The organism is Aeoliella straminimaris (assembly GCF_024054565.1).
In the GTDB taxonomy this organism is placed as follows: domain Bacteria; phylum Planctomycetota; class Planctomycetia; order Pirellulales; family Lacipirellulaceae; genus Aeoliella; species Aeoliella straminimaris.
Window position 1 is genome coordinate 15,628 of sequence record NZ_JAMXLR010000038.1, and the last position, 22,871, is coordinate 38,498.

Below are 22,871 nucleotides of genomic sequence, written 5' to 3' on the forward strand. Positions count from 1 at the left end.
TGGACTACGGGGCACGATAGCGCAGTGCACTCGATTGAAGATGGGGGGGAATGGGCAAGACTTACTTGCGGCGTTGCCGAACGGCAGCAGCGGCCACTGCCAGCCCGAGCAACATCAGCGAACTCGGCTCGGGAACTAGCGAAGCAATCTCGCTGGCGCTAAGTGCCGAGTCGTACAGTCGGACGTCGTCGATGTGACCGACGAAGTCGCGATTGGTGTCTTGATAGCTATCACCAATGCGAAGCGGGCCAATACCCGTGTCGACGTTCTGACCATTCGAAAAGGTCCCTACATAAGCCCCGTCGATATAGTATTCCACATCGTCGACCGTGGATGTCGCATTCGGCACAACCACCGCCACGTGATGCCACTCGCCGTCGCCAACGGCGCTAGTGGTGGTGAAGCCGCCACTTTGCACCTCCAGCCGCAAGTTTTCTCCGGCGAGTCGAATATCGAACCGGTTCCCCCCACCTGTGCCGCTGCCCAAGGACAGCATGGTTGGATTGGCGTCCACCTGTGTGCCGGCCTTCATCCAGAACGCAGCGGTACGAACGTCGGAGGTCGTCCATTCATAGCTGCCGCCGGAAATGGCGCCGTCTTCGCCCGCGGTGTCGGTTGTCGGAGCGCCCGAGAGCGCCAAGGACCCTCCGCCCATGGCAAAGTCGGTGTTGTCGATGCTCGCGGCCGAACCAAGCGTGGCATCTAAGCCCACCGACGCAGTAGCATCGGCATCGAACGTGTAGTGGGTGACCAAAGCCGCCCTCGTTGAAGTTACCGAGATCAGGCCCAGGATGAGAAGACTAGTTGTGATGAGTCGCTGCATTGGTACATTTCCTTCCAACTGCAATGGATGTGGAATCGGTGACGCCTGTAGCGGAGTGAGGAACCCCAGCAATTTGGCGATGACGCTGCTCGTGATCGCTGATGCGATTTCCCACTGGTAGGAGAAGTACGGTCGGTCGCAATTTGATTACCCCTAAAAAACCAAAAATTCGGTAAACACGAATTTGGCCGTCGGCTCATCCACTTGGACAAAGCCTCCATACAGGGCTAGAAAGGCCTGAACGAAGAATTTCGGCGAACTTTTGTGGAACGGTGTAAAAAGATTTGGTCCAACTGCACTTACCTAGATGAGGGCACGATGTGCACTTGGACTGCGGAAACGCCGCAATGCCTGATTGGACTTCCGTTTCGATGAATCAAGGTTAAACGAGCGAGAGCCATGGAACTTTCCGACGACAGAAAGACCGAGGACTTCCTGCGACTCTACAACCAGGAGCAGCGGCGCATCCATGCGTACATCCGTACGCTGATGTTCTCGCCCGAAGAAGCGGAAGACGTGTTTCAGGAAACCTGCATCGCCCTGTGGAGGTCTTTCGATCAATTCGAGCCGGGAACCGACTTTGGGGCCTGGGCGCGAACTACGGCTCGCTATCGGGTATTGGCTCACGCCAGGAAGCGAGGCACGGACAAACATGTCTTCGCTTCGGAAACCGTGGAGCGATTGGCGGAGGAAATCGAAGACATGCCGGGCGAGTTGGCTGCACGGAGCGCCAAACTGGAAGGGTGTGTTGGAAAGCTGCCGGACGCCGATCGGCAGCTATTGGCAAGTCGTTACCTGGAAGGCAAGCCCGCTTCGGAGTTGGCTGAGGAGTTTAAGCGCCCCTTGAGCACGCTCTATAAGTCGCTGCGACGGATTCGCCGCGCCCTGCTTCAGTGCGTGGAGCTTTCTCTCAAGCAGGAGGAACACTCCCTGTGAACGATTCAAGCACACCTTCCGACTTCGATCAACTACTCGAGCGTTTGGGCGACGAGCACCTCTCGAAAGAGGAGTTCGAGCAACTCGAGCGGGAGATCGCATCGAGTCGAGAAAACCGGCGAGCCTATATCAAGATGTCTTGGCTATGCGGTGATTTGACCTGGCTGTTTCGCGATCAAAGCGAGGAAGCCTGTCCAATTGCCATTCCAGCCGCGCCGGGTGCCCCAACCGCTTCGCCGAAAGTCGCCGGCCACCGGAGTCTGTGGGGCAATCCCTTTCTGAGTGCTGCGGCATCCGCCATTGCGGCTTCCCTGCTGCTGTATTTGGGGGGCTTCCTGCAGTTTACCTCGCCCCAACCCAGCGCAGACCAAGTGGCGATTGCCGAGGAAGACAGCCAACCGTCAGTTGCCGAGAAAGCGAACCAAGGGGCACTTGTCGAGGAAAGTCCCGGTGATTGGGAGGCGTCCCCCGAGGTCGCTGCCACGCTGACTGGCTTGGACGATTGCCGGTGGGAACCTGGCTCGGCAGCACCAACCTACGGCGAGCCATTGCTGCCTGGCAGGACGCTAAAGCTGGCAGAAGGCCGGGCAAAACTGACCTTCGAAAGCGGGGCGCAGCTGATCCTGCAGGGTCCAACCGAATTCGAGGTCGTATCCTCCATGGATGGGTCGCTGCCCTTTGGCAAGCTGAGAGCGTTGTGCCCCGTGCAGGCTCACGGTTTCAAGATCGCCACGCCCACGGCGCAGGTCGTCGATCTCGGGACTGAATTTGGCATGCAGGTGGACGGGTTAGGGGAAACGGAAGTGCACGTTTTCGCGGGCGAAGTACTCACTTGGCCTGTTGATGCGAAGGGGAAGATCGCAGAGCACGCGTTGTCGTTGGTGAAAGACAAAGCGGCTCTGTTTAAGAAGGGCATTGCCGTCGAGCACGTTTCTGCCAAGGCAGACCTATTTGTCCGAGACATCGCGGCTCATCTCGATTCCAAGAGTTTGCCTCCCTTGCCGGTGCATCGCCGTCTGCAGCTCTGGCTGGCGGCGGACGTGCTGGCCAAGCGAGACGACGCAGATCGAGTCATTGCGTGGCGGGACATCCTCGTCGGAGATAATCAGTCTGATGAAGACGCCTGGCAGCACGACGAGGATGCCCGCCCGCTGTGGATCGAGGATGCCATCGGTGGGAAGCCAGCGTTGCGATTCGACGGCATGAATAGCCACATGTGCACCACCCCGTTCCTGACCACCCCGTCGCAAACCGTGTTCATGGTGTTTCAACGGCATGACTTGCTCGCAGAACCCAAGAAGGCGGAGAAGCGACAGCTGCTGAATTACAACGGCCCCCCCTACGATCTGCCAAAGACGATGCGGGCATTCCGCATTCTGCAGATCGACGACATGGAAGACGTCGGCAAGTATCGCGCGTACATCTACGCCGGTCTCGAGAAAGAGAAGATGTATGCCCAGTTGGGCGACGTGCGGATGAGAAAAGCGGCCCAGGTGAACGAGCCTGTCGTGTTGTCCTATCTGTACGATCCTGAGTCCAACCGTTCCGAGTTGTGGGCAAATAACGAAAGTCAGGGCTTCAGCAATGCACCAGCCGGCGAAGAGTTTACGTCGCGCAAGATCATTGGCCGGCATCCTTTGCACAAGACCTGCTTCCATGGCGATATCGCCGAACTGTTGATTTTCAACGAGGCTCTAACGCCCGAAGAAATCTCGCAAGTGAATGCTTATCTCGGGAAAAAATATTCCATTCCCACTTCATCTCCAGGCGAATCCGAAACGCAACCAGGCGATTGAAGCCCAACAGACGCTTATCGCTCAAGGAAGGATTTGTACCATGCCGGTTACCGTGACTTCAGATAGAAATACGAACAGACTACGCGGCTTCACGCTCGTCGAACTGCTGGTGGTAATTGCCATTATCGGTATTCTCGTGGCGCTGCTGCTACCGGCGGTCCAAGCCGCCCGCGAGGCCGCTCGCCGGACGGACTGCACGAACCGCTTTCACCAGTTGGGCATCGCGTTGCACAACCACCACGACACCAAAGGCCGCTTCCCGGAAGGTGCTCGAGGTCGTGATGTGACCTCCAGCACCTTGGCCTATCCAACCAATTCGGGGTATCGACGAGTTGCTTTTGCCATTCACCTGTTTCCCTTCATGGAGGAGGGGGCTCGATACGACCAGTACAACTTTACGGATTACCACGCGATGGTACGCGATCCAGACTCTCCGTTCGCTGTTCCCCAACCTGGGTTCATTTGTCCCAGTGACGAACCAGTGCGAACCACCAAGTGCGACGGAGGACTCGCTCGTGACTACAAGGGGAACTACGGTGTGAACTGGGGCCCCTGGAGTTATGACTGCCAGGTAGTCGAGTACCGAGGTTCGCGGGGCGGCGTAGTTGCGTCGCGGGGTTGTCCCACCGATTCGAGCGAGGCCGTGAAGATGCACAATGCTCCCTTCCACCAGGAGTGGGGAGCAAAAATGCGAAACATCACCGACGGCACAAGCAACACGCTGGCGATGATGGAGATCGTTCAAATTGAAGAAGTGGGCAATAAATGCGATCGGCGGGGCCGCATCTGGAATGACGATTTCGCCTGTTACCAGATCAACACTCGTGCCACTCCCAACAGTTCGGTCGCCGACGTCGGCATCTGCGACGCGGCCAACGAAATTCACCCCTGCCAGCAGATGAACAGTGCTCAAGAAGCTCGCTTGGTGGCCCGCAGCCGCCATCCTGGAGGGGTCGTCGTGATGCTGTGCGACGCATCGGTGCAGTTTGTTACGGATGATGTAGACCTCGTGACCTGGCAAGCATTCAGCACCATTGCCGGCGGCGAGTCGATCACCAGCCTGGACTGAGCGAGAGGACCCCAACGTTGAGTACACGAGTCATCTATTGCTGCGCATTGTCGCTCGCGCTGCTAGTTTGCGCAGGCTGCAATTCTCAATCAGGCCAAACGGTCGCGGGCACTATCACCTTGGACGGAGCCCCGCTTTCCCAAGGGCGGATAACCTTGGTACCGCTGGATAAGGGGCCATCCGGGGGCGGGGCGGTCGTCGATGGAGAATACTCCCTGCAACTCAACCTGGATTCACTACCTGCGCGCTACTCGGTGCAAATCTCTTCGATTCAGCCGACCGGGAAGATGATCAAGCATCCTGATGGACCCGGCGGAGAGTTGGAAGAGACGCGGGAGGTAATTCCTAGCCGTTACAACTCTGCTTCGGAACTGACGATCGAACTGACCACCGATCAATCAGAGCCCTTTGACTTTAATCTTGTGACTTCGAATTGATCGGAAACCTCCCCGTGAGAGATGTCTTACCTTCCAGTCTTATTGCACTGGGACTCGTGGCGTGGCTCGTATTTGGCGCGACTTCGGCCGGCGCGGATCCGACGCAGCCCCCCAACATTGTGTTGATCCTTGCCGACGACTTGGGCTACGGCGATCTGAGTTGCCTGGGGCAAAAGAATTTCGAGACGCCCCACCTCGATCGGATGGCGGCGGAAGGGATGTTGCTTACCAATCATTACGCGGGCAGCACGGTGTGCGCCCCTTCGCGGGCTTGCTTGATGACTGGTCAACACACGGGCCACGTATTCCAACGCTACAACGGCTCGGTCCAGTTTCGCGAGGACCCGCAAGACATCACGGTCGCGACATTGCTGGCCAACGCTGGGTACCATACCGCCCTAATTGGCAAGAGCGGCCTCTCATGCAATAGCAAGGATGGTGGTTTGCCCAACCGCAAGGGGTTCGAGTACTTTTACGGCTTCGTCAGCCACACCGCGGCGCACCGCTACTACCCACCCTTCTTGTGGAACAACGGAGAGAAGGTAACGTTCGACCAAAATTTCGGAAAGGAAGGCACGCACTACAGTGGCGATATATTCCTCGAGAAAACTTTGGAGTATCTGGAGATCCACCAGGAGGGACCGTTCTTTCTGCACCTCTCTCTCCAGCAACCGCATGCAGATTTAAATGTCCCGGAGAAGTGGAAGAAGCCTTTCATCGGGAAGTTTGATGAGGTTCCCTACGCCGGCGCCTATTATCGAGGCGATCCACATCCGAAGGCGACGTTTGCCGGCATGGTCACCTACCTCGACGATTCCGTCGGGCAGGTGTTGGCTAAGCTCCAGGAACTCGGCATTGCCGAAAACACGCTGGTCATTTTTAGCAGCGACAACGGCGCCATGTCCGAGGGCGGGTGGAGTCGCGAATACTTCAACAGCAGCGGGCCATATCGCGGTGGCAAGCGCGACCTGTACGAAGGAGGCATCCGGGTGCCGACGATCGCCTGGTGGCCTGGAGCCATCGCGGCTGGCAGCAAGTCCGATCACATATCAGCAGCGTGGGATTTTCTCCCCACGGCATGCGAATTGGCCGGAATGGGCGCGCCATCTGACATCGATGGCATTAGTTTCGCGCCGACCTTGCTTGCTCGCGGCAAACAACGGAAGCACGACTACCTGTACTGGGAGTTCTACGAGCAAGGCGGCAAACAAGCCGTTCGACGTGGCGACTGGAAGGGTGTCCGGCTGAAGGTAAGTGACACGCCTGTTTTCGAATTGTACAACCTGGCCTTCGATCCGGGCGAGCAGCACGACCTGGCTGAGGAGCATCCTGAAATCGTCGCCGAACTGCTGGAATCCATGCAGCAAGCCCATGAAGAGTCGGACGTTGTGCGGCTTACCAAACAGGAGAAGGCGGCTCAGGCGACACCCGTAGGTGGTAACCGTTGATAGGCAGCTTCTGTGTGGCAACAACCACAGCAACGGCATCGACATCACACCATGAAACTTGCAATTCAATTTGGCTGCGCTGTCACGGCGCTGGTGAGCTTCGCCTACCCGGAGTTCGCAAGCAGTCAAGCTCCCAACATCGTCCACATTTTTGCCGACGATCTGGGGTACGGCAGCGTGGGCTTTAATGGCCAATCGCAGATCCAGACCCCCAACCTCGACGCACTAGCCATCCAGGGGATGCGGTTCACCAACTCGTACGCGGCCACCGTTTGCGGCCCCAGCCGCGCGATGCTCTATTCGGGCTTTCACAATGGACACACCTTGGTGGATAGCAACGCCAATCTCAATGGCGATGTCTTTCGTTCCGAAGGGCAAATGGTGGGCGACTATCTGCAGTCTGCAGGTTACAGTACGGCCGTGTTCGGCAAGTGGGGTTTCGGCGGTACCGGCAGTGGCGGCGACGGCCTTAAGCCGAATCCAGTTGTAGACGGTCCAAATTCCATTCCCACGGCGCAAGGCTTCCAGTCATTCTACGGCTATCTCGACCACGCTCGAGCCCACTCGTACCGAGTTGACTCGTTATGGACGACCGAAGAGCCTGCCGATGACGACCTGGACGGTATCGATGAGGTAGGCGAGAAGTATCAGGCCAACGCCGACCATGGCCTGTGGCTCGAGAAAACCGGCAACAACAGTTCGAACCTGAACGTGAACTACTCGGCTGATCTGGTCACCCAGAAGAGCCTCGAGTACATCGAATCGCATGCCGGCAGCGGCCAGCCATTCTATCTGCAGTACGCTTCGACTATTCCCCATTTCGACATCGACGCGCTACGTAACTACCCCGGTTGGTTTGATGCCTACAACGGCGTTCCCGGTGCGGCGTCCTGGAACGACGATCAAAAAGCGTATGCGGCTATGATTACCAGGCTGGACGATGCCGTGGGGCAGCTAGTAGCAAAACTCGACGACCCCGATGGGGATGGCAACAACTCAGATAGCGTACTGGAAAACACGCTCATCCTGTTCTCCAGCGATAACGGGCCCACCGCCGAGGACGGCTCTCCCATCAATTTCTTCGATGCCGCGGGGGGCAAGCGGGGCGGCAAACGCGACCTGTGGGATGGCGGCATCAATACTCCCTCCTTTGCCTACTGGAAGGGAACGATTGGTCCTGGCCAGGTGAGTGAACGTTACACCGACCTACCCGACTTCATGCCCACGGCCCTGGAACTGGCCGGCACACGGGGGCCGGTGGGCCTGGACGGTGTTTCGCTGTTGCATGAATTGACTGGACAAGGAATTGACCGGGCAAAAGACTACATCATTCAAGAGCACCACGAAGGTAGTGGGCCCGACCCGGATGGCAAGAGTGGCCGCTGGGCGATTATCAAGGACGACTTCAAACTCATCAAGTACAGCGATGGGACGCTGCGGTTGTACAACCTGGAAACGGACCCCGACGAGAATAACGAACTCAGTCTGCAGGACTCTGCGAATCTGACTTTAGTCTCCAAACTGCAGGCCATCGCCCTGGCCGAGGGAGTGGAACAGAGCGATTCCTACAGCGTTAAGTTTCACAACTGGCAGGGCGCCGATGGCGGCCGTGTCGCCGACGCCGGCAACTGGACAGGAACCGATGCCCCAGCCGAATATTGGTCCGCGCTGCTGGCCAACACTGCCGGCACCGCCCATACCGCGATCGTCGACGAAAACGTGACCACCCTCGGCTTCGAGGTCCGTGGCAATGGAGGACGGGCCTCTCAGACGGTTACTGTCGAAGCGGGAAGTGTTCTCGAGGGACGCAATGAAGTGCGAATTAGCGCGTACGGCGTCCTTGAACTGCAGCAAGCGACACTTCGTTCGGTCCGTTGGGTTGACGTATTGGAGAATGGTCAACTCTCTGGCGATGGTCAGGTAGATGCCGACCTGTACAACGCAGGCAAGGTAGAGATTCACTCGGCCACTGGCGGTACCAGCCTCCTCAGAATCGATGGGCGTTTCCAGCAACTGGCGACGGGCTTGCTCGAAGTGAACGTAGGTGGCACGACCGGCGGGACGCAGTTCGACCAGCTCGAAGTCCAGGGCAACGCCTCGCTCGCAGGTACGCTCGATGCCCAGTTGGTTGCCGGGTTTATACCGCAGGAGGGCGACTTTTTTCCGCTGTTGAGGGCCGACTCCCTGACGGGACAATTCGATACGGTGTTGTTGCCAGCCGTTTCCGGCGTGGAATTGACCGTGCAATACACCAACTCGTTGGTACTGCTGGTGGCTGGCGACCTTGAACTCAAGGATGGCGACATTAACCTCGATGGACAGCTCGATCAGTTGGACGTCAACGCATTTGTCGAGGGCTGGCTCTACCATCAACCAGTGCCAGATGTCGTCTCCTACCAGAAAGGCGACCTGAACCTCGACGGCACGGTCGACCGACAAGACTGGCGTTTGTTGCGCGAGGCGTTCATCAACGCTGGCATGTCGGTTCCGCAGTTTGCCTACCAGGCTGTTCCAGAACCCGATGCTTGGATTGTAACGGTACTGGGCCTGTGTTGCATGGCGACTGCCGTCCGTAGACAAAGTCAGTTCTTCCAACCTGGCCTGAAGCAACCGCGACGAGACGGCTGAGACGTTGAAGACCAATCGAACACAATCTGACTACGGTCGCTGGTTATTTCCCACGCTAGGAACAGTTATTGCCATGCTGGGCGTCTCTCCGGTGCAGGGAGTTACGCTGACGTGGACCGGACTGGGAGACGGATCTAGCTTCACCGAGCTTGCCAATTGGTCGGGTTCTCCCACCGGAGGCTCAATCGATCCCGCAAATCTGGTCGACAATTACGTCATCAACTCCCCCGTCGACGTGCTCAGTACCTCTAATACCCTCGCTTTCCGCGCGGGAGGTGCTTTGCAGCAGAATGCCGGCACCCTGAACCTGCTGAACGGCAACGGGTTTGGCGTTCTGGAGTCGACCAATTCGTTCGGCTCGATGATCTTAGCTGGCAGCGAGGTCACTTCGCAGTACCTGGCGGAAATGAACGTCTCGTTGGGCGCTTCGGCGACCTTGAATCTGTTGGGCAGTGGTAACCCCGTAAATATCTCCACCATCAATTTCACGGATGTGACGGCCCAACTCCATTTTCTCGGTGAGTCGCCAACGGGTGTACTCAACGAGCACATCGGCAAGCTCACAGTGTTTGGAGAAGTGGCCGTCGAAGGAGTGAACCTTAGCGTGGTCAGCGACGGGGCGAGTGGAACCATTGTCTCTCCGATTCAGATCACAGAACCGGCTGTTGAACTGCTGGTCGACCGCGATACCGGATCGATGAAGCTGGCCAACCACACAGGCGGCACCGTCAGTTTCTTCCAGTATGATGTTTTCTCTCCTGCAGGTGGGCTGAACGCAACCGATTGGACTTCTATTGCTGGCAACTACGACGCGCCAACCAACGGTGGCGACGGAAGCGTGGATGCCGACGACGCCTGGTTACGGTTCAGTACTCCGGACAGTCGCACCGATCTGGGGGAAGGCACACTGGGAACCACCGCCCTGCCCCACAATGCATCGATCGAGCTTGGCAGTGCATGGACTCCGAGTCCGTTTGAGGACCTCACAGCCACCCTGTCACCAGTCGACGGAACCGATCTGGCGGTCGACGTCATCTACTCGGGTACTCGAATCGACGCTCCCATCGAGCTGGGAGATTTGAACGCGGATGGGGCGATCTCGGCAACCGACTGGCCGCTGATGCGGGACAATTTGTTCAAAAGTGTCGCCGGAAGTCTGGCCGTGGACGCCCATGCGGCCGGCGATCTCGATGGCAGCGGCAAAGTCGATGAATTCGACCTGCTGCTTTTTGAGGAACTGTACGATACCCAACTCGGCGCAGGGGCATTCTCCGCGATGCTGACCGAAGTGCCCGAACCACCAACATCGCTGGGGTTGTTGGCACTATTGTTGGGGGCAATTCGGCATATTCGGAGCTTGAACGCCCCCAAACGTTCGGCCATCTCTCCAAGCTCCGCATAGAATAGAAGTCTCAGAGGTCGCTAACCCGACGGTAGGCCGCCCCACTGGAAGTGGTGGCCTCTTGGAGGGGATAATGGCAGCGAGCCCGCCTCTGTAGTTGAATCCAACTTAGAACGCTGAGCCGGCAACTCGACTTTCACTGAATTAATCCCCCTTTGAGCCATGTGGTGGAATATGACACGCACCCGCCCAATTTACACATTCGTCACCCTGGTTGTTTCCATAGTCGCCAGCCAGTGGGGTAGCGTCAGCGGAGCCCAGCCGGATTGGGAAAACGAACAGGTCATCGGGAGGAACAAAGAGCCCGGACGAGTCTTCTCGGTGCCTTATGCGTCCAAGGACGAGGCCCGCCAATCCGCTTGGCGCGATTCCAGTCAGGTTAAGATGCTCAATGGGACTTGGAAGTTCCACTACTCCAAGCGGCCAGAAGATCGTCCGGAGGAGTTTTACCAGCCGGGATTCGACACCCAGGATTGGGACACGATTCAGGTGCCTAGCAATTGGCAAACGCAAGGCTTCGGCGTGCCGATCTATACCAACATTACTTATCCGTTCCGCCGCGACTGGCCACGAGTGATGGGCGAACCGTCCACCGAGTGGACGTCCTATGAGTTCCGCAATCCGATCGGCAGCTATCGCCGCAGTTTTAAACTGCCGTCCGACTGGGACAAGGAGGAAGTGTTCCTGCACTTTGGTGGCGTTGAATCGGCTTTCTATCTGTGGATTAACGGCGAACTCGTTGGTTACAGCCAAGGCAGCTACACGCCGGCCGAGTTTCGCATCACGCCGTATCTTAAGCCAGGAGAGAACAGCATCGCCGTGGAGGTCTATCGCTGGTCCGATGGATCCTATCTGGAGGACCAGGACTTCTGGCGGCTGAGTGGCATCTTTCGCGACGTATTTCTCTACCACACCCCAAAAACTCGGGTACAGGACTATCACTTCCAGCAAGATCTTGATTCGACCTACCGCAAGGCGTCTTTCGACGTTTCGGTGAATCTGCAGAACCTCGGCGATCTTCCCGAGGAAGTCACCTTGAAAGCAGAATTATATTCTGACGAAGGAGATTTGGTCTGGTCCTCCAAGACGTCCGAGAAAGTAAACAAAGACACCAATCAGGCGGTGGTACTCTCCGGAACGCTCGATTCGGTTAACACCTGGACCGGTGAGACTCCCCACTGCTATGACCTGGTGCTGACCTTGAGCGACAAGCAGGGCAGCGAACTCTCTGCTCACCGCCATACGGTCGGTTTTCGCAAAATCGAGATTAGCGAAAAGGGGGAATTCCTGGTCAATGGCAAGCCGTTCATCTTCAAGGGGGTTAATCGGCACGAACACGACCCCGACCGCGGTCGCGCGGTTGATATCGACCTGATGAAGCAGGACATCGCGCTTTTCAAGCAGCTGAACATCAATTCGGTGCGTCTCAGTCACTACCCTAATCACCCCGACTGGTACGAGTTGTGCAATCGCCATGGCATCTGCATGGTTGACGAGGCGAATATCGAGTCGCACGGCTACGGCTATGGGGAAGATTCACTCGCTCACCCCCCCGAGTACAAGATGGCGCATGTCGATCGCTGCGAGCGGATGGTACTGCGCGACCGCAATCATCCGGCTATCGTGATGTGGTCGCTGGGGAACGAAGCTGGCTTTGGAGACAACTTTATGGCCGCAAGTAAAGCCGTGCGGGCGCTCGACGATTCGCTTCCCATTCACTACGAGCGTGCCCCCTTCGATGTGGCGGCAACGGACGTGAATAGCACCATGTATCCGTCGGTCGAATGGCTCCACTCTGTTGGCCGGCGGGAGGGACCACGACCGCAGTTCATTTGCGAGTACGCCCATGCCATGGGCAACGCCATTGGCAACCTGGATGAGTACGTTGAAGCGTTCGAAACCTATCCGCGACTGATCGGTGGTTGCATTTGGGATTGGGTGGATCAGGGACTCCGCCAGCCAAATCCCGGTGACCAATTGTCGCCCAACGGACGCGCCGACTACTTTGCCTACGGCGGTGACTTTGGCGATCAGCCGAACAGCGGTAATTTCTGCATGAATGGCGTGGTGGGGGCAGATCGCTCGCTTTCCGGAAAGTCCTGGCAAGTAAAGTATTGCTATCAACCAGCCCACATCGACTACAAAGACGGACAACTGTCGATACGCAACGAGTATTTCCACACCAATCTCAAGGAACGGTGTGAGTTGCGCTGGACGATTACCCGCGACGGCGAAGAGATCGCCGCCGGCAGTGAGCCACTTCCTTCGATCGATCCGTGGACGACAGAAAGCCTGCCGATCGCACTTCCACAGCTCGAACAAGTCGCGGGTTCCGATGTACGCCTCAATGTTTCGTTGGTGCAGCCAGAAGACACGCCATTCTTGCCGAAAGGCCACACAATTGCCTACGAGCAGTTCGCCCTCCCCTCCCCTCCGCCGGTAGTAACCGATCCAGCAACACTTCCTCGCATCACTGTTGACGAAAGTCAGCAGGGAACGCTCAAGATTAGTGGCCAGGGATTCTCTGCGACCATTTCGCCTGCCGGCGAATTGACAGAACTCTCCTACCATGGCGAGAACCTGTTCGTGGGCGATAGCGGTTTTGAGCCGAACCTGTTCCGCGCGCCAGTCGACAACGACAATCCGTACAAGGGCGGATGGCGACAGTCGGGACTCGACCATTTGCAGGCCACAAGCGAGAAATCCAGTGTAGATGTTCGCGTGTCCCATCAAACCGACAATCTGGTGCAGGTGACCGTTTCGCGTCGTTTTGGAGGCACCGAGTTTTATGTCGACACTTCGACTGCGTACACCTTCTTCGGCGACGGTACCCTGCTCGTGGACGCGGTGGTCAGTCCATCGAACGATAGCCTCCCACTACCTCGGGTGGGCCTGCGATCCACTCTTGATCCTGGCTTGGATCAGGTCTCGTACTATGCTCGAGGCCCCTACGAAAACTACCGGGATCGCAAATCGAGTCAGAAGATGGGCCGGTACGATACGACAGTCCAAGAGTTGTTCGAGGACTACGCACGGCCCCAGAGCATGGGGAATCGATGCGATGTACAGTGGGTGGCACTCCGCAATGCCGACGGGCAAGGCGTCCTGATTAATGCCTATCAATCACTGAGTTTTACCGCTCTGGCATTTGCTGAGCAGCAGCTGGATGCGGCGGAGCATCCCTACGAAATTGGCCAGTCGGCCGGCACGGTGTTGAGCCTCGATGGGGCCCACACGGGGCTCGGAGGAGGCTCCTGCGGACCTGCTTGTATGACGAAGTACGTGCACCGCGGGCCAGCGAAAGTGCGTTTCTCTATCGCACCGTTAGCTGCTGGCGAAAGCCTCACTGCGAAGACCCGGCAACGATTCGCGGTTGGGCCTAGTCTCATCGTGGGCCGGAACCAACAAAATCAGCTTGTAACGCACTCCAGCGAACCTGTCAGTGCCGAAGTAAGCTTCAACGGAAAGCCGCCAGTTCCCCTAACTGAGGCGATTAACTTCGCTCAAGGCGGTACGGTCGTCGTACAGGCGACCAACGTGCCGGATCATGTGGTACCCGGGGTCACTACGAAGCGGTCGTTCCCCAAAACGTTTGATCGCTCCAGTTGGAAGGTAACGGTTAGCAGCGACGACAATGACGGGCGTGCTGCCAATCTGATCGATGGCGACGCGACGACTTTCTGGCATAGCCGGTGGCAACGTAATGCCCCTGAGCCACCTCATCAGGCCGTGATCGATTTTGGAGAGCCGCTGAAGATCACGGGCCTGAAAGTCGTTCCTCGGCGGCAGAACTCCAACGGTCGAGTGCGGGGATACCGTGTCGAGACCAGCAGCGATGGTCAAATCTGGACCGAAGCGGCAACCGGCGAACTCCCCAACCGCCAGCAGGCGGCCAACATCCGATTTGGCCAACAGCAAACGGCCCGCTACGTGAAGTTCGTGGCCACCTCCAGCTACTACGGCCCGTGGGCTTCAGTGGCTGAAATTGAGCCGCTGGAGGATTGACGCGTTCAGCTTGCACCGCGACGGTCACCTTCGTGCATCATGGGGGCACACATCGTGATGGTGTGCACTTGAACGTCTACCGGTACGCCACTCGCACGGATGTCGCCCTGTTGCTGGGCGAGTCGGAATAATCGCTAGAGCCCGTGCGATGCCAACACGGCAAGGGAGCGACTCGGCAGTTGCTGCCTCGTCTCCCCCGTGGATAGGCCCTCCGCGGCCATGACGAAAGCTACCCTTGGAGAGGTGGTCGTATTCTGCTGTGTTCACGCGACTATTTGCCCAGCCCCCTCTCCGACAAGAGCTCTCTGCATGATCGTTGTCGATGACTTCCACAAACAGTATGACCAAACTCTGGCAGTTCACGACCTGTCGTTCCGCGTCGAACCGGGAGAAGTGCTGGGGCTCATTGGTCCGAACGGGGCCGGCAAGACGACAACTCTTCGATCTCTGGCGGGCATCGTCAATCCATCGCGCGGGCAACTGAGCGTCGCAGGACACGACGTGTCGCGCGAGCCAATCGCGGCCAAGAGCCAACTCGCTTACGTGCCGGATGATCCGCCAAACTTTTCCGACTTGACCGTAGGCGAGCACCTGGCATTCACGGCCAGCGTCTACCGGGTCGATGACGCACAGAGAAAAGCGAATACATTACTCGAGCAATTCGAGCTCGCCGCGAAACAAAGCACTCCGGCTCGCAGCCTTTCCCGCGGCATGCGACAGAAACTGGCCATCTGTTGTGCCTATCTCTACGATCCGGCGGTGTTGCTGCTGGATGAGCCACTTACCGGACTCGACCCCCATGGCATACGGACGCTCAAGCGAACGATCCGCGAGCGCGCAGATAACGGCGCCGCCGCCATCGTCAGCTCACACCTGCTGGCGATGGTCGAGGATGTTTGCACTCACGTTCTGATTCTCGACAAAGGCACCAAGCAGTTCTGTGGGCCGATTGAAGACCTCTACCGGCACTACGAGCGTGAGCAGCAGGCCACGTCGTTGGAAGACATCTTCTTCGCGGCTACCACTTGACACGAGGAGCCGACACATTGAGAGGAATGGCAATCCACCCTGCGGTTGGCCAGTTGCTGCGTCTGCAACTGCAGGCTCGTTGGCGAAAGATGTTTGCCGGCATCATTAAACCTCGGCGAGTGCTTTTGACGTTAGTCGCGGCTGTGCTATTGTGCTTCTGGCTGGCGAACGCCGTGGCCAGCGTCCTATTCCGACAGTCGACGGACGATGAGAGCTTACGCATCTACGTGGCCTTCGCCCTCACCGCTTACACGGTGTGGCACGTCGTGCGGCTCGCTTGCTTTCAGCCCGCTCAGCCGCTCGAGATGCCCGATAGCGACCGGGCGGTTCTGGAGGCCTGCCCACTCACACCTTCCGACCTGGTGGGGCATCACCTGGCCGGCACATTTTGCGCGGCGTTTATCAAGTCTGCTTGCGTCGCGTTGCTGCTGCTTCCCGATCTCCGCCAGCCGGTGCTCGGATTCTTGGGGATCTTGATTGCCCTATGGGTTGTCGACTTATTGCGAATTGCACTGGAGATTACCACTTGGGGGATGTCGCGGCGTGTCTATCTGAGCTTTCGCACGATTGTGCTCGCCTCGTTAGCCGCTGCTTGCTTTCTTGCGGCGGGCACCGTTCGAGAAGCCGCCGTCGACGCGCTGGCCGTGGCCAGCGAAAGCAATCCCTTCGAGTCAATACAGGTTTTCTTTGGGCACCTCCAAAACACGACTGCGGCTGCCTGGTGCACCTGGTGCTGGCAGTGGGTACTTGAGGTGGTCACTGCCAAGGGGTTCTCCAGCACTAGTTTGCTCTGGCTATTGGCGGCCACTACCATGGTAGTAAGCATGGCGGCCTGCATTTTTCGGCTCTACAACCACGTGATGCGAGTAGTCGCTCTCCGCGAACAGCGGGAGTATGCGGCCACTCTGCAAAAAGTCGGTCGACTCCACACAAGCTCGCCTGCAGCATTGCTGTCTAGCTATGTTCGATTCCGTGTGCCGCCGCGGCTCACTGGAATTGGACCACTCGTCTGGCGTCAAACGCTGGGGGCATCGCGATACGCCGGAGGTCTGTGTACGGCGATGGCCGTGCCAGCGGCGTTGGCCATGGTACCCCTATTCGCTCCTGTCACATCAGAAGCTGCTTTCCTAAGCGTGGTGGGCGGGTTGGCGTTCTATACGTTTTTACTGCTGCCGACCGCCCTCAAATTCGACTTCCGTCGCGATTTGGACCGCATCGCCATGATTAAGGCATTACCGGTCAGCAGCCTGGGCACAGCCATTGGTCAAGTGGCAACACCCGTGATGATGGCCACCCTGTTTCAGGTGCTGGTGATAGCCATCGCCTGCTTCGTGCGACCGGTACCAACGGTTGTCCTTGCCGGTTCTGTCTGCATGTTGTTCTTGATGAACCTGTTCATCTTCGCGCTCGAGAATCTGATCTTCATGTGGTATCCCTATCGATTGCAGCAGGAAGGCTTGGAGATCTTTCTGCGAACAACGTTGGTCTTCACGGCCAAAGGATTGCTGTTTGCGGCAGCGCTCGCTGTTGTGGTGGCCTTGACCATACCAGCACGCTTCGTTGCCGACTTCGCATCGGATTCTCTTGGTATCGCCGTTAGCGGCTATGTCGTGTACTTTGTGGGAATCCAACTCCTGATGCTAACTGCGGGCGGAAGCTTGCTCTGTCTGCTCGCACGAGCCTTTGCCAGTTTCGATCCGTCACAAGATCAGGTGTGATGGCCACGCTGGGCAGCAAGTGCCCAACGCAACCGAATCGATTTCTGCCAGGCCAGCAAACAACCCTCTACAAACTTCTCGGTACTGCCTTTCGGAACTGGTACGGAGCAAGCAGACTGCTGTCATCTTCGAAATCGGTGAAGCATTCGTCCAGCGCGGCACGATGCTGCTCCTGCGATTGTTCGGAGGTCTCGATGGAAGTCCTCAGCTTTGGAGCCAAGCTTCGACCAGCAGGAAGTAACATCGCCAGTTGAGCGGCTGCATCGATCGCGGCCGGCGTCAGCTCGCCCGCTGCGGTCGGGACAGACGATGACTGCGTCTCGTGTCGCGATTCCGAATCGAGTGAGGTGACTCCTGCGATTGCCAGTGCCTGCGGCATATAAGCGCCCACATACACGTCATCGAAGTACGCAAGGGCGTCGCGCGTGCCAACTCCGACGTCTCCGTCTGTCAGGTCATCCGAGTATTGGCGCACAAGCTTCTCGGCTCCATCAACCAGCAGTCGTACCTGCGTCCCTTCGAGAATGACCTGCAGATCGTAATCCGTCCAAGGAGAAATCGGCTCGCTGTACGCTACGTCCGTGATCCAGCCCGTCGAATCTCGGTGCCCGATCAGCCACAAGTTGCTGGCAACGTACCCACCGGCAAACTTGAAGTTCGTGGGGCTTTGATAGTCATAGATGACGAAGCCGTTGCTGAAGCGGTTCGGCGTGACGTCGTCTGCGTTCATCGTCGCCTGAATTTCCACACTGCTCGGCAGGGCCTCGCTCAGGCGGACGGTGCTGACACCGTCCTGATCCAAGATCGGGACAACTCGGTAGCGACTTGACTCTACTGTCCAAGCACCAGACCGAATATCGAAGTAGTCTGCCACCGCATCGTTGAAGTCCTCGTACGCTGGCAACGTTGTCGAGGGTGGCGGAGGTGGCGGGAGGTACTCCTCGACTTGGACATTATCAAAGCGAGCCAGGGCATTCTGCGTTCCCACACCCAGGTCGCCGTCGTTCAGCGCGTCGCCGAATGTGTACGATGCCTTGGTCGCCCCGTCGACCGTCAACGTTGCGGTATTTCCCTCCAAGACAACATCGAGATCGTAGTCGGTCCAGGCTGCGATCGACTCGCTGAGCGTGGCATCTTCCACCCAACTGCTTGCAGTCCGGTGGCCGATTACCCAGCGATTTCCGCCTACAAAGGCTCCGGCGAACTTGAAGTTCAACGGATCCTGATAGTCGAAGATCACCAGGCCATTGGAGAGCCGACCGCTGGAAACATCGTCGGCGTTGATCGTCGCCTGGATTTCCAGGTTGGTCGGCAGCGCATCGGCCACTCTCAAAGTGCTGATGCCATCCTGACCCGAATTGGGTGAAACGCGATATCGGGCCAACTCTACCGTCCAGGTGCCCAATTGTGGTTCGAAGTAGTCGGCCACTCCGTCGTCGAAGTCTTCCACCGCCGGCAACGTCGTCGCAGGAGGTGGTGGCGGAGGTAAGTATTCAGTCACCTGGACATTATCAAAGCGAGCCAGGGCATTCTGCGTTCCCACGCCCAGGTCGCCGTCGTTCAGCGCGTCGCCGAAGGTGTACGATGCCTTGGTCGCCCCGTCGACCGTCAACGTTGCGGTATTTCCCTCCAAGACAACATCGAGATCGTAGTCGGTCCAGGCTGCGATCGACTCGCTGAGCGTGGCGTCTTCCACCCAACTGCTGGCAGTCCGGTGTCCGATTACCCAGCGGTTCCCGCCCACAAAGGCACCGGCAAACTTAAAGTTGTTAGGATCCTGGTAGTCGAAGATTACCAGGCCATTGGAAAGTCGGCCAGCAGAGACGTCATCGGCGTTGATCGTCGCCTGGATCTCCAGGTTGGTTGGCAATGCGTCGGCCACCCTCAAAGTGCTAATGCCGTCCTTGCCCGATATCGGCACAACTCGGTAGCCTCCCGATTGCACGCTCCACGTGCCCAACTGCGGTTCGAAGTAATCCGCCACTCCGTCGTTGAAGTTCTCGTCCACAGGCAGAGAAGTAGAGGGCGGAGGAGGTGGTGGCAGGTATTCTTCCACCTGGACATTATCGAAGCGCGCCAGGGCATTTTGTGTTCCGACGCCCAGGTCTCCATCATTCAAAGCGTCGCCAAACGTGTGCGACACTTTCGCCACTCCGTTGACCGTCAGCGAAGCGGTGCTACCTTCCAGAACAACTTCCAGGTCGTAATCGGTTAGTGCACTGATCGGCTCGTCCAGCGTGGCGTCTTCCACCCAACCTCCAGCAGTGCGATGGCCCACCAGCCAGCGGCCGACTCCGACGAAGGCGCCGGCGTACTTGAAATTCAATGGGTCCTGATAGTCGAAAATGACCAGGGCGTTCGACAGCCTGCCGCTCGAGGCGCTGTTCGCGTTGATGGTTGCCTGGATTTCGATGTTTGCTGGCAACGCGTCGGCAATCCTGAGAGTGCTAACACCATCTTGGCCTAAGGTAGGCGAGGCATGATACCTGCCAGACTCCACCATCCAGGTACCCGACCTTGACTCGAAATAATCAGCCACGCCGTCGTTGAAGTCTTCATCAACAGGCAACGTGGTCGCTGGTGGCGGAGGAGGTGGTAAGTACGCCCCCACCTGGAAGTCGTCGAACCGCGCGTACGCGTTTTGCGTACCAACACCCAATTCACCATCGTTCAGCGCATCGCCGAACGTGTGCGTCACCTTCGCCACACCGTTGACCGTCAACGTGGCGGTGCTTCCCTCGAGACGAACATCGATGTCATAGTCTGCCAGCGCCGCGATCGATTCGCTCAGCGTGGCGTCCTCTACCCAACTGCTGGCAGTTCGATGCCCAATCACCCACAGGTCTGCTCCGGCAAAGGCTCCGGCGAACTTGAAGTTCTCGGGATCTTGGTAGTCGAATACGATCAATGCGTTGGACAATCGGCCGTTGGAAACGTCATCGGCATTAATGGTTGCTTGGATCTCAACGTCAGACGGCAACGCCTCGGCAAGCGTCACGGTACTCACTGAGTCGCGGCCCAGCCCAGGATAAGCTGCGAAGCGGCCTTGCTCAATGAACCAGGCACCCAGCGTCGGTTCGAAACTTGTAGTGGTGCCAGCACCAAAGTCGTCCGCAAATGGCAACGTGGCGGGCGAAGGGCTGAAGAATTCGCGCACCACGACATCATCAAAGTGAGTCGTGCTGTCCTTAGCGCCGAGTCCGACATCTCCGGAGGTCACAGGCGTGGCGTGCTGAAGAGATAGTCTTTCGATACCGTCCGCCAACAGCGTGACGTCGGTACCATTTTGGATCAACATCCGCACGTCATACAGCGTATCCGGCTGCAGGTCGTCAGCCACTTGTGCATCGACGCTCCAATTTCCGCCGGCAGTGTGTCCCATTATCCATCGGCCGCCTTCGATATCGGCGCCGGCGAACTTGTAGTTGTTGGCATCCACGTAGTCGTAGATCATCAGGCCATTGGTCTGGTGGTTGCTAAACACCAGACCAAACAAGGATATCTTGCCCGGATCGGCCTGCATCAACGTGCGTATCTCCACGTTCGCGGGTAGTGGGGCGTCCAAATTCAACGTACTGATAGCGACAAAATCGGGATCCTCCACCGCCGGTGTGGTGGTGTAGCGATTGGACGAGAAGCTCCAGTTGCCGGACTGTGGAATGAACGAGAACTGACTGTCCGAGAACTCCTCGAACATCGGCAGCGACGCCGGAGGTGGTGGAGGTGGAGGGGGCTCCGGATTGCCAACCGCCGAGGCGACATTCAGTCGCCCGCCCGTCGACACCAGACCCTGCAGGTTTGGCAGCGGATCGACCGAAGAGAGAATCTGCTGAATAACCTGATCGGAAGTCCAACTGGGATTTAGATCACTCACTAGAGCCGCGACACCTGCCACATGCGGCGCCGCCATCGATGTACCGCTGTTGTAGTCGTATCCGGTGCCGATCACGGTGCTAAGAATATTCACCCCCGGAGCGGCCAGGTCTACGGTCGTTGCGCCATAATTGGAAAATGTCGCCAACTGATCGTTGTGGTCGGTAGCCGCCACGGACAGAATGTTTTCTAACTCGTAGCCGGAAGGATAAAAAGGAGTGTCGTCATTGTTGATGCCAATCCCAAACAGGTTTCCATTCCCCGCCGCCGCAACAAAGATCTGGTCGGCGTCCCGCGTGGCAGCGATGGCATCGTACAACGCCTGTGAGTAGGGATCACCGCCCCAACTGGCGTTAATCACATCGGCTCCGTTATCCCGTGCGTAGTAGATGGCCTCGATGGCATCCTGCGTGGTGCCCGATCCATCGGCCCCCAGGAACTTGAGCGCCATTACCTGGACGTTCCAGTTAATGCCAGTCACGCCGAGACCGTTGTTACCCGCTGCGCCGATGGTACCTGCCACGTGAGTGCCGTGGCCCTGGTCGTCCATGGGATCGCCATCGTGATTGATGAAATCGTAGCCGAACACATCATCGACATAGTTGTTGCCATCGTTGTCGATACCATCCCCGGGGATCTCGCCTGCATTTACCCACATATTCGATGCGAGGTCAGGATGGTTGTAATCGACCCCCGTGTCGATGACAGCCACGACGGTGTTACCCGAACCGGTGGTTACGTCCCACGCCCAGTTGGCATCGATGTCCGCGTCCGTCGTCCCGCCACTCTGTCCCGAGTTTTCGAGCCCCCACATATCCGTGAAAGCGGGATCGTTTGGGAGTTGGGTGATCCGCAGCGTGTAGTTTGGTTCCGCATACAGTATGTTGGGATCCGCCCGATAGACCTCGAGAGCATCCTCCATGGCCAATCCTGTTGGCAAATCGATGCGATGCCAACCGTCGCGAATAGCGCGAATGCCATGAGCGCCTTCGGTATTGGCAACTGCCTTCTGCAGTCCCTCATCCATCGATTGAAGCACGTAGGGCTGCTCCGAGCCAAATCGCACAAGAATACTGCCGGATTCGTACTGGCTGCTATCCACCTGGAAATTGGCAGTTGGCGGAAACACAGTGCTGGTACTCAGCACAATTCGTGTCTCCAGCCACTCCGCCCCCGACAACCTGCGAGTGTGGCGAGTTCCGCTTTTGCGATTCCTCTGGGAGCGATGAAACCGAAACATGTCAGCGCACTTTCTTCTGCTGGACCAGCAAGACGAGACGAGAAACGACAAGTCAAACTGCAGAATAACCGACGAACGACGCATTAGAAGACAACAGACGTCAATTATCACATGCGATACGATGAGCTCAGTCGGTACGATCGCTACAATCGGAACATTCGCTTGCAATCGCGCAAGTGGATTGTCTTACTGCAGTCGTCCTCGACTCGCTAGATTGACAAGTCGTTCTATTCGAAAGAAGTGCAGCGGAGCGAGACACCAGAGTGGAGTCAGGCGGTCTTCGCCAAAGGAGGCGCCAAGCATCAGTTAAACGAGATCACAGCGCGCAGTACCGGCTGCGTGATAGGAATTCACCCAGTGCTCAAGGCAAAACGTATCAGCCGCCACCTCGGTATGCACAGCACCACGCGATTCCCCCTTTCGGCAGGGGGGATTGTCGCCCGTGTAGAAGGTTTTTACCAAGGCAA

The 22,871-nt window shown here is 57.7% G+C and carries 13 protein-coding genes; 11 read left to right on the forward strand and 2 right to left on the reverse strand.

Going from position 1 to position 22,871, the window contains the following annotated elements; translation table 11 throughout:
* Nucleotides 1–61 precede the first annotated feature (61 nt).
* Nucleotides 62–823, reverse strand: a complete 762-nt coding sequence (locus tag NG895_RS12155) for a LamG domain-containing protein (RefSeq protein ID WP_252852777.1) — start codon at nucleotides 821–823, stop codon at nucleotides 62–64.
* 399 nt (nucleotides 824–1,222) lie between these two features.
* Between NG895_RS12155 and NG895_RS12160 the strand changes: the two genes are divergently transcribed.
* From NG895_RS12160 to NG895_RS12205, 11 genes are all read left to right on the forward strand, one after another.
* On the forward strand, nucleotides 1,223–1,759 hold the full coding sequence (locus NG895_RS12160) for a sigma-70 family RNA polymerase sigma factor (protein WP_252852778.1): 537 nt from the start codon (nucleotides 1,223–1,225) through the stop codon (nucleotides 1,757–1,759).
* On the forward strand, nucleotides 1,756–3,555 hold the full coding sequence (locus NG895_RS12165) for a FecR domain-containing protein (RefSeq protein ID WP_252852779.1): 1,800 nt from the start codon (nucleotides 1,756–1,758) through the stop codon (nucleotides 3,553–3,555). The genes NG895_RS12160 and NG895_RS12165 overlap by 4 nt, the downstream gene beginning before the upstream one ends.
* A gap of 40 nt (nucleotides 3,556–3,595) precedes the next feature.
* Entirely contained in the window at nucleotides 3,596–4,624 is a 1,029-nt protein-coding gene (locus NG895_RS12170) for a DUF1559 domain-containing protein (protein ID WP_252852780.1), read from the forward strand.
* A 17-nt stretch (nucleotides 4,625–4,641) separates the two neighbouring features.
* On the forward strand, nucleotides 4,642–5,061 hold the full coding sequence (locus tag NG895_RS12175) for a hypothetical protein (RefSeq protein ID WP_252852781.1): 420 nt from the start codon (nucleotides 4,642–4,644) through the stop codon (nucleotides 5,059–5,061).
* A 14-nt stretch (nucleotides 5,062–5,075) separates the two neighbouring features.
* The gene (locus NG895_RS12180) at nucleotides 5,076–6,509 is read left to right on the forward strand and encodes an arylsulfatase (RefSeq protein WP_252852782.1); all 1,434 of its coding nucleotides are present in this window, start codon (nucleotides 5,076–5,078) and stop codon (nucleotides 6,507–6,509) included.
* A 51-nt stretch (nucleotides 6,510–6,560) separates the two neighbouring features.
* Nucleotides 6,561–9,137, forward strand: a complete 2,577-nt coding sequence (locus NG895_RS12185; RefSeq protein WP_252852783.1) for a sulfatase-like hydrolase/transferase — start codon at nucleotides 6,561–6,563, stop codon at nucleotides 9,135–9,137.
* Between the two features lie 73 nt (nucleotides 9,138–9,210).
* Nucleotides 9,211–10,539, forward strand: a complete 1,329-nt coding sequence (locus NG895_RS12190) for a dockerin type I domain-containing protein (RefSeq protein WP_252852784.1) — start codon at nucleotides 9,211–9,213, stop codon at nucleotides 10,537–10,539.
* 162 nt (nucleotides 10,540–10,701) lie between these two features.
* Nucleotides 10,702–14,544 carry a glycoside hydrolase family 2 TIM barrel-domain containing protein gene (locus NG895_RS12195; protein ID WP_252852785.1) on the forward strand — a complete coding sequence of 1,281 codons (3,843 nt, stop codon included), beginning with the start codon at nucleotides 10,702–10,704 and terminating at the stop codon, nucleotides 14,542–14,544.
* Nucleotides 14,541–14,675, forward strand: coding sequence for a hypothetical protein (locus NG895_RS30250; RefSeq protein ID WP_261360810.1), 135 nt, complete (start codon nucleotides 14,541–14,543; stop codon nucleotides 14,673–14,675). Before NG895_RS12195 ends, NG895_RS30250 begins: the two co-directional genes overlap by 4 nt.
* Nucleotides 14,676–14,853: 178 nt before the next feature.
* Nucleotides 14,854–15,573: an ABC transporter ATP-binding protein gene (locus NG895_RS12200; RefSeq protein WP_252852786.1), complete on the forward strand. Its 720-nt coding sequence runs from the start codon at nucleotides 14,854–14,856 to the stop codon at nucleotides 15,571–15,573.
* Between the two features lie 26 nt (nucleotides 15,574–15,599).
* Nucleotides 15,600–17,291 (forward strand): hypothetical protein, encoded by a 1,692-nt coding sequence (locus tag NG895_RS12205; RefSeq protein WP_252852787.1) that lies wholly within the window; start codon nucleotides 15,600–15,602, stop codon nucleotides 17,289–17,291.
* Nucleotides 17,292–17,358: 67 nt separating this feature from the next.
* Here the strand turns inward: NG895_RS12205 and NG895_RS12210 are convergent, their stop codons facing one another.
* Nucleotides 17,359–22,311: a S8 family peptidase gene (locus NG895_RS12210; RefSeq protein ID WP_252852788.1), complete on the reverse strand. Its 4,953-nt coding sequence runs from the start codon at nucleotides 22,309–22,311 to the stop codon at nucleotides 17,359–17,361.
* Nucleotides 22,312–22,871 lie beyond the last annotated feature (560 nt).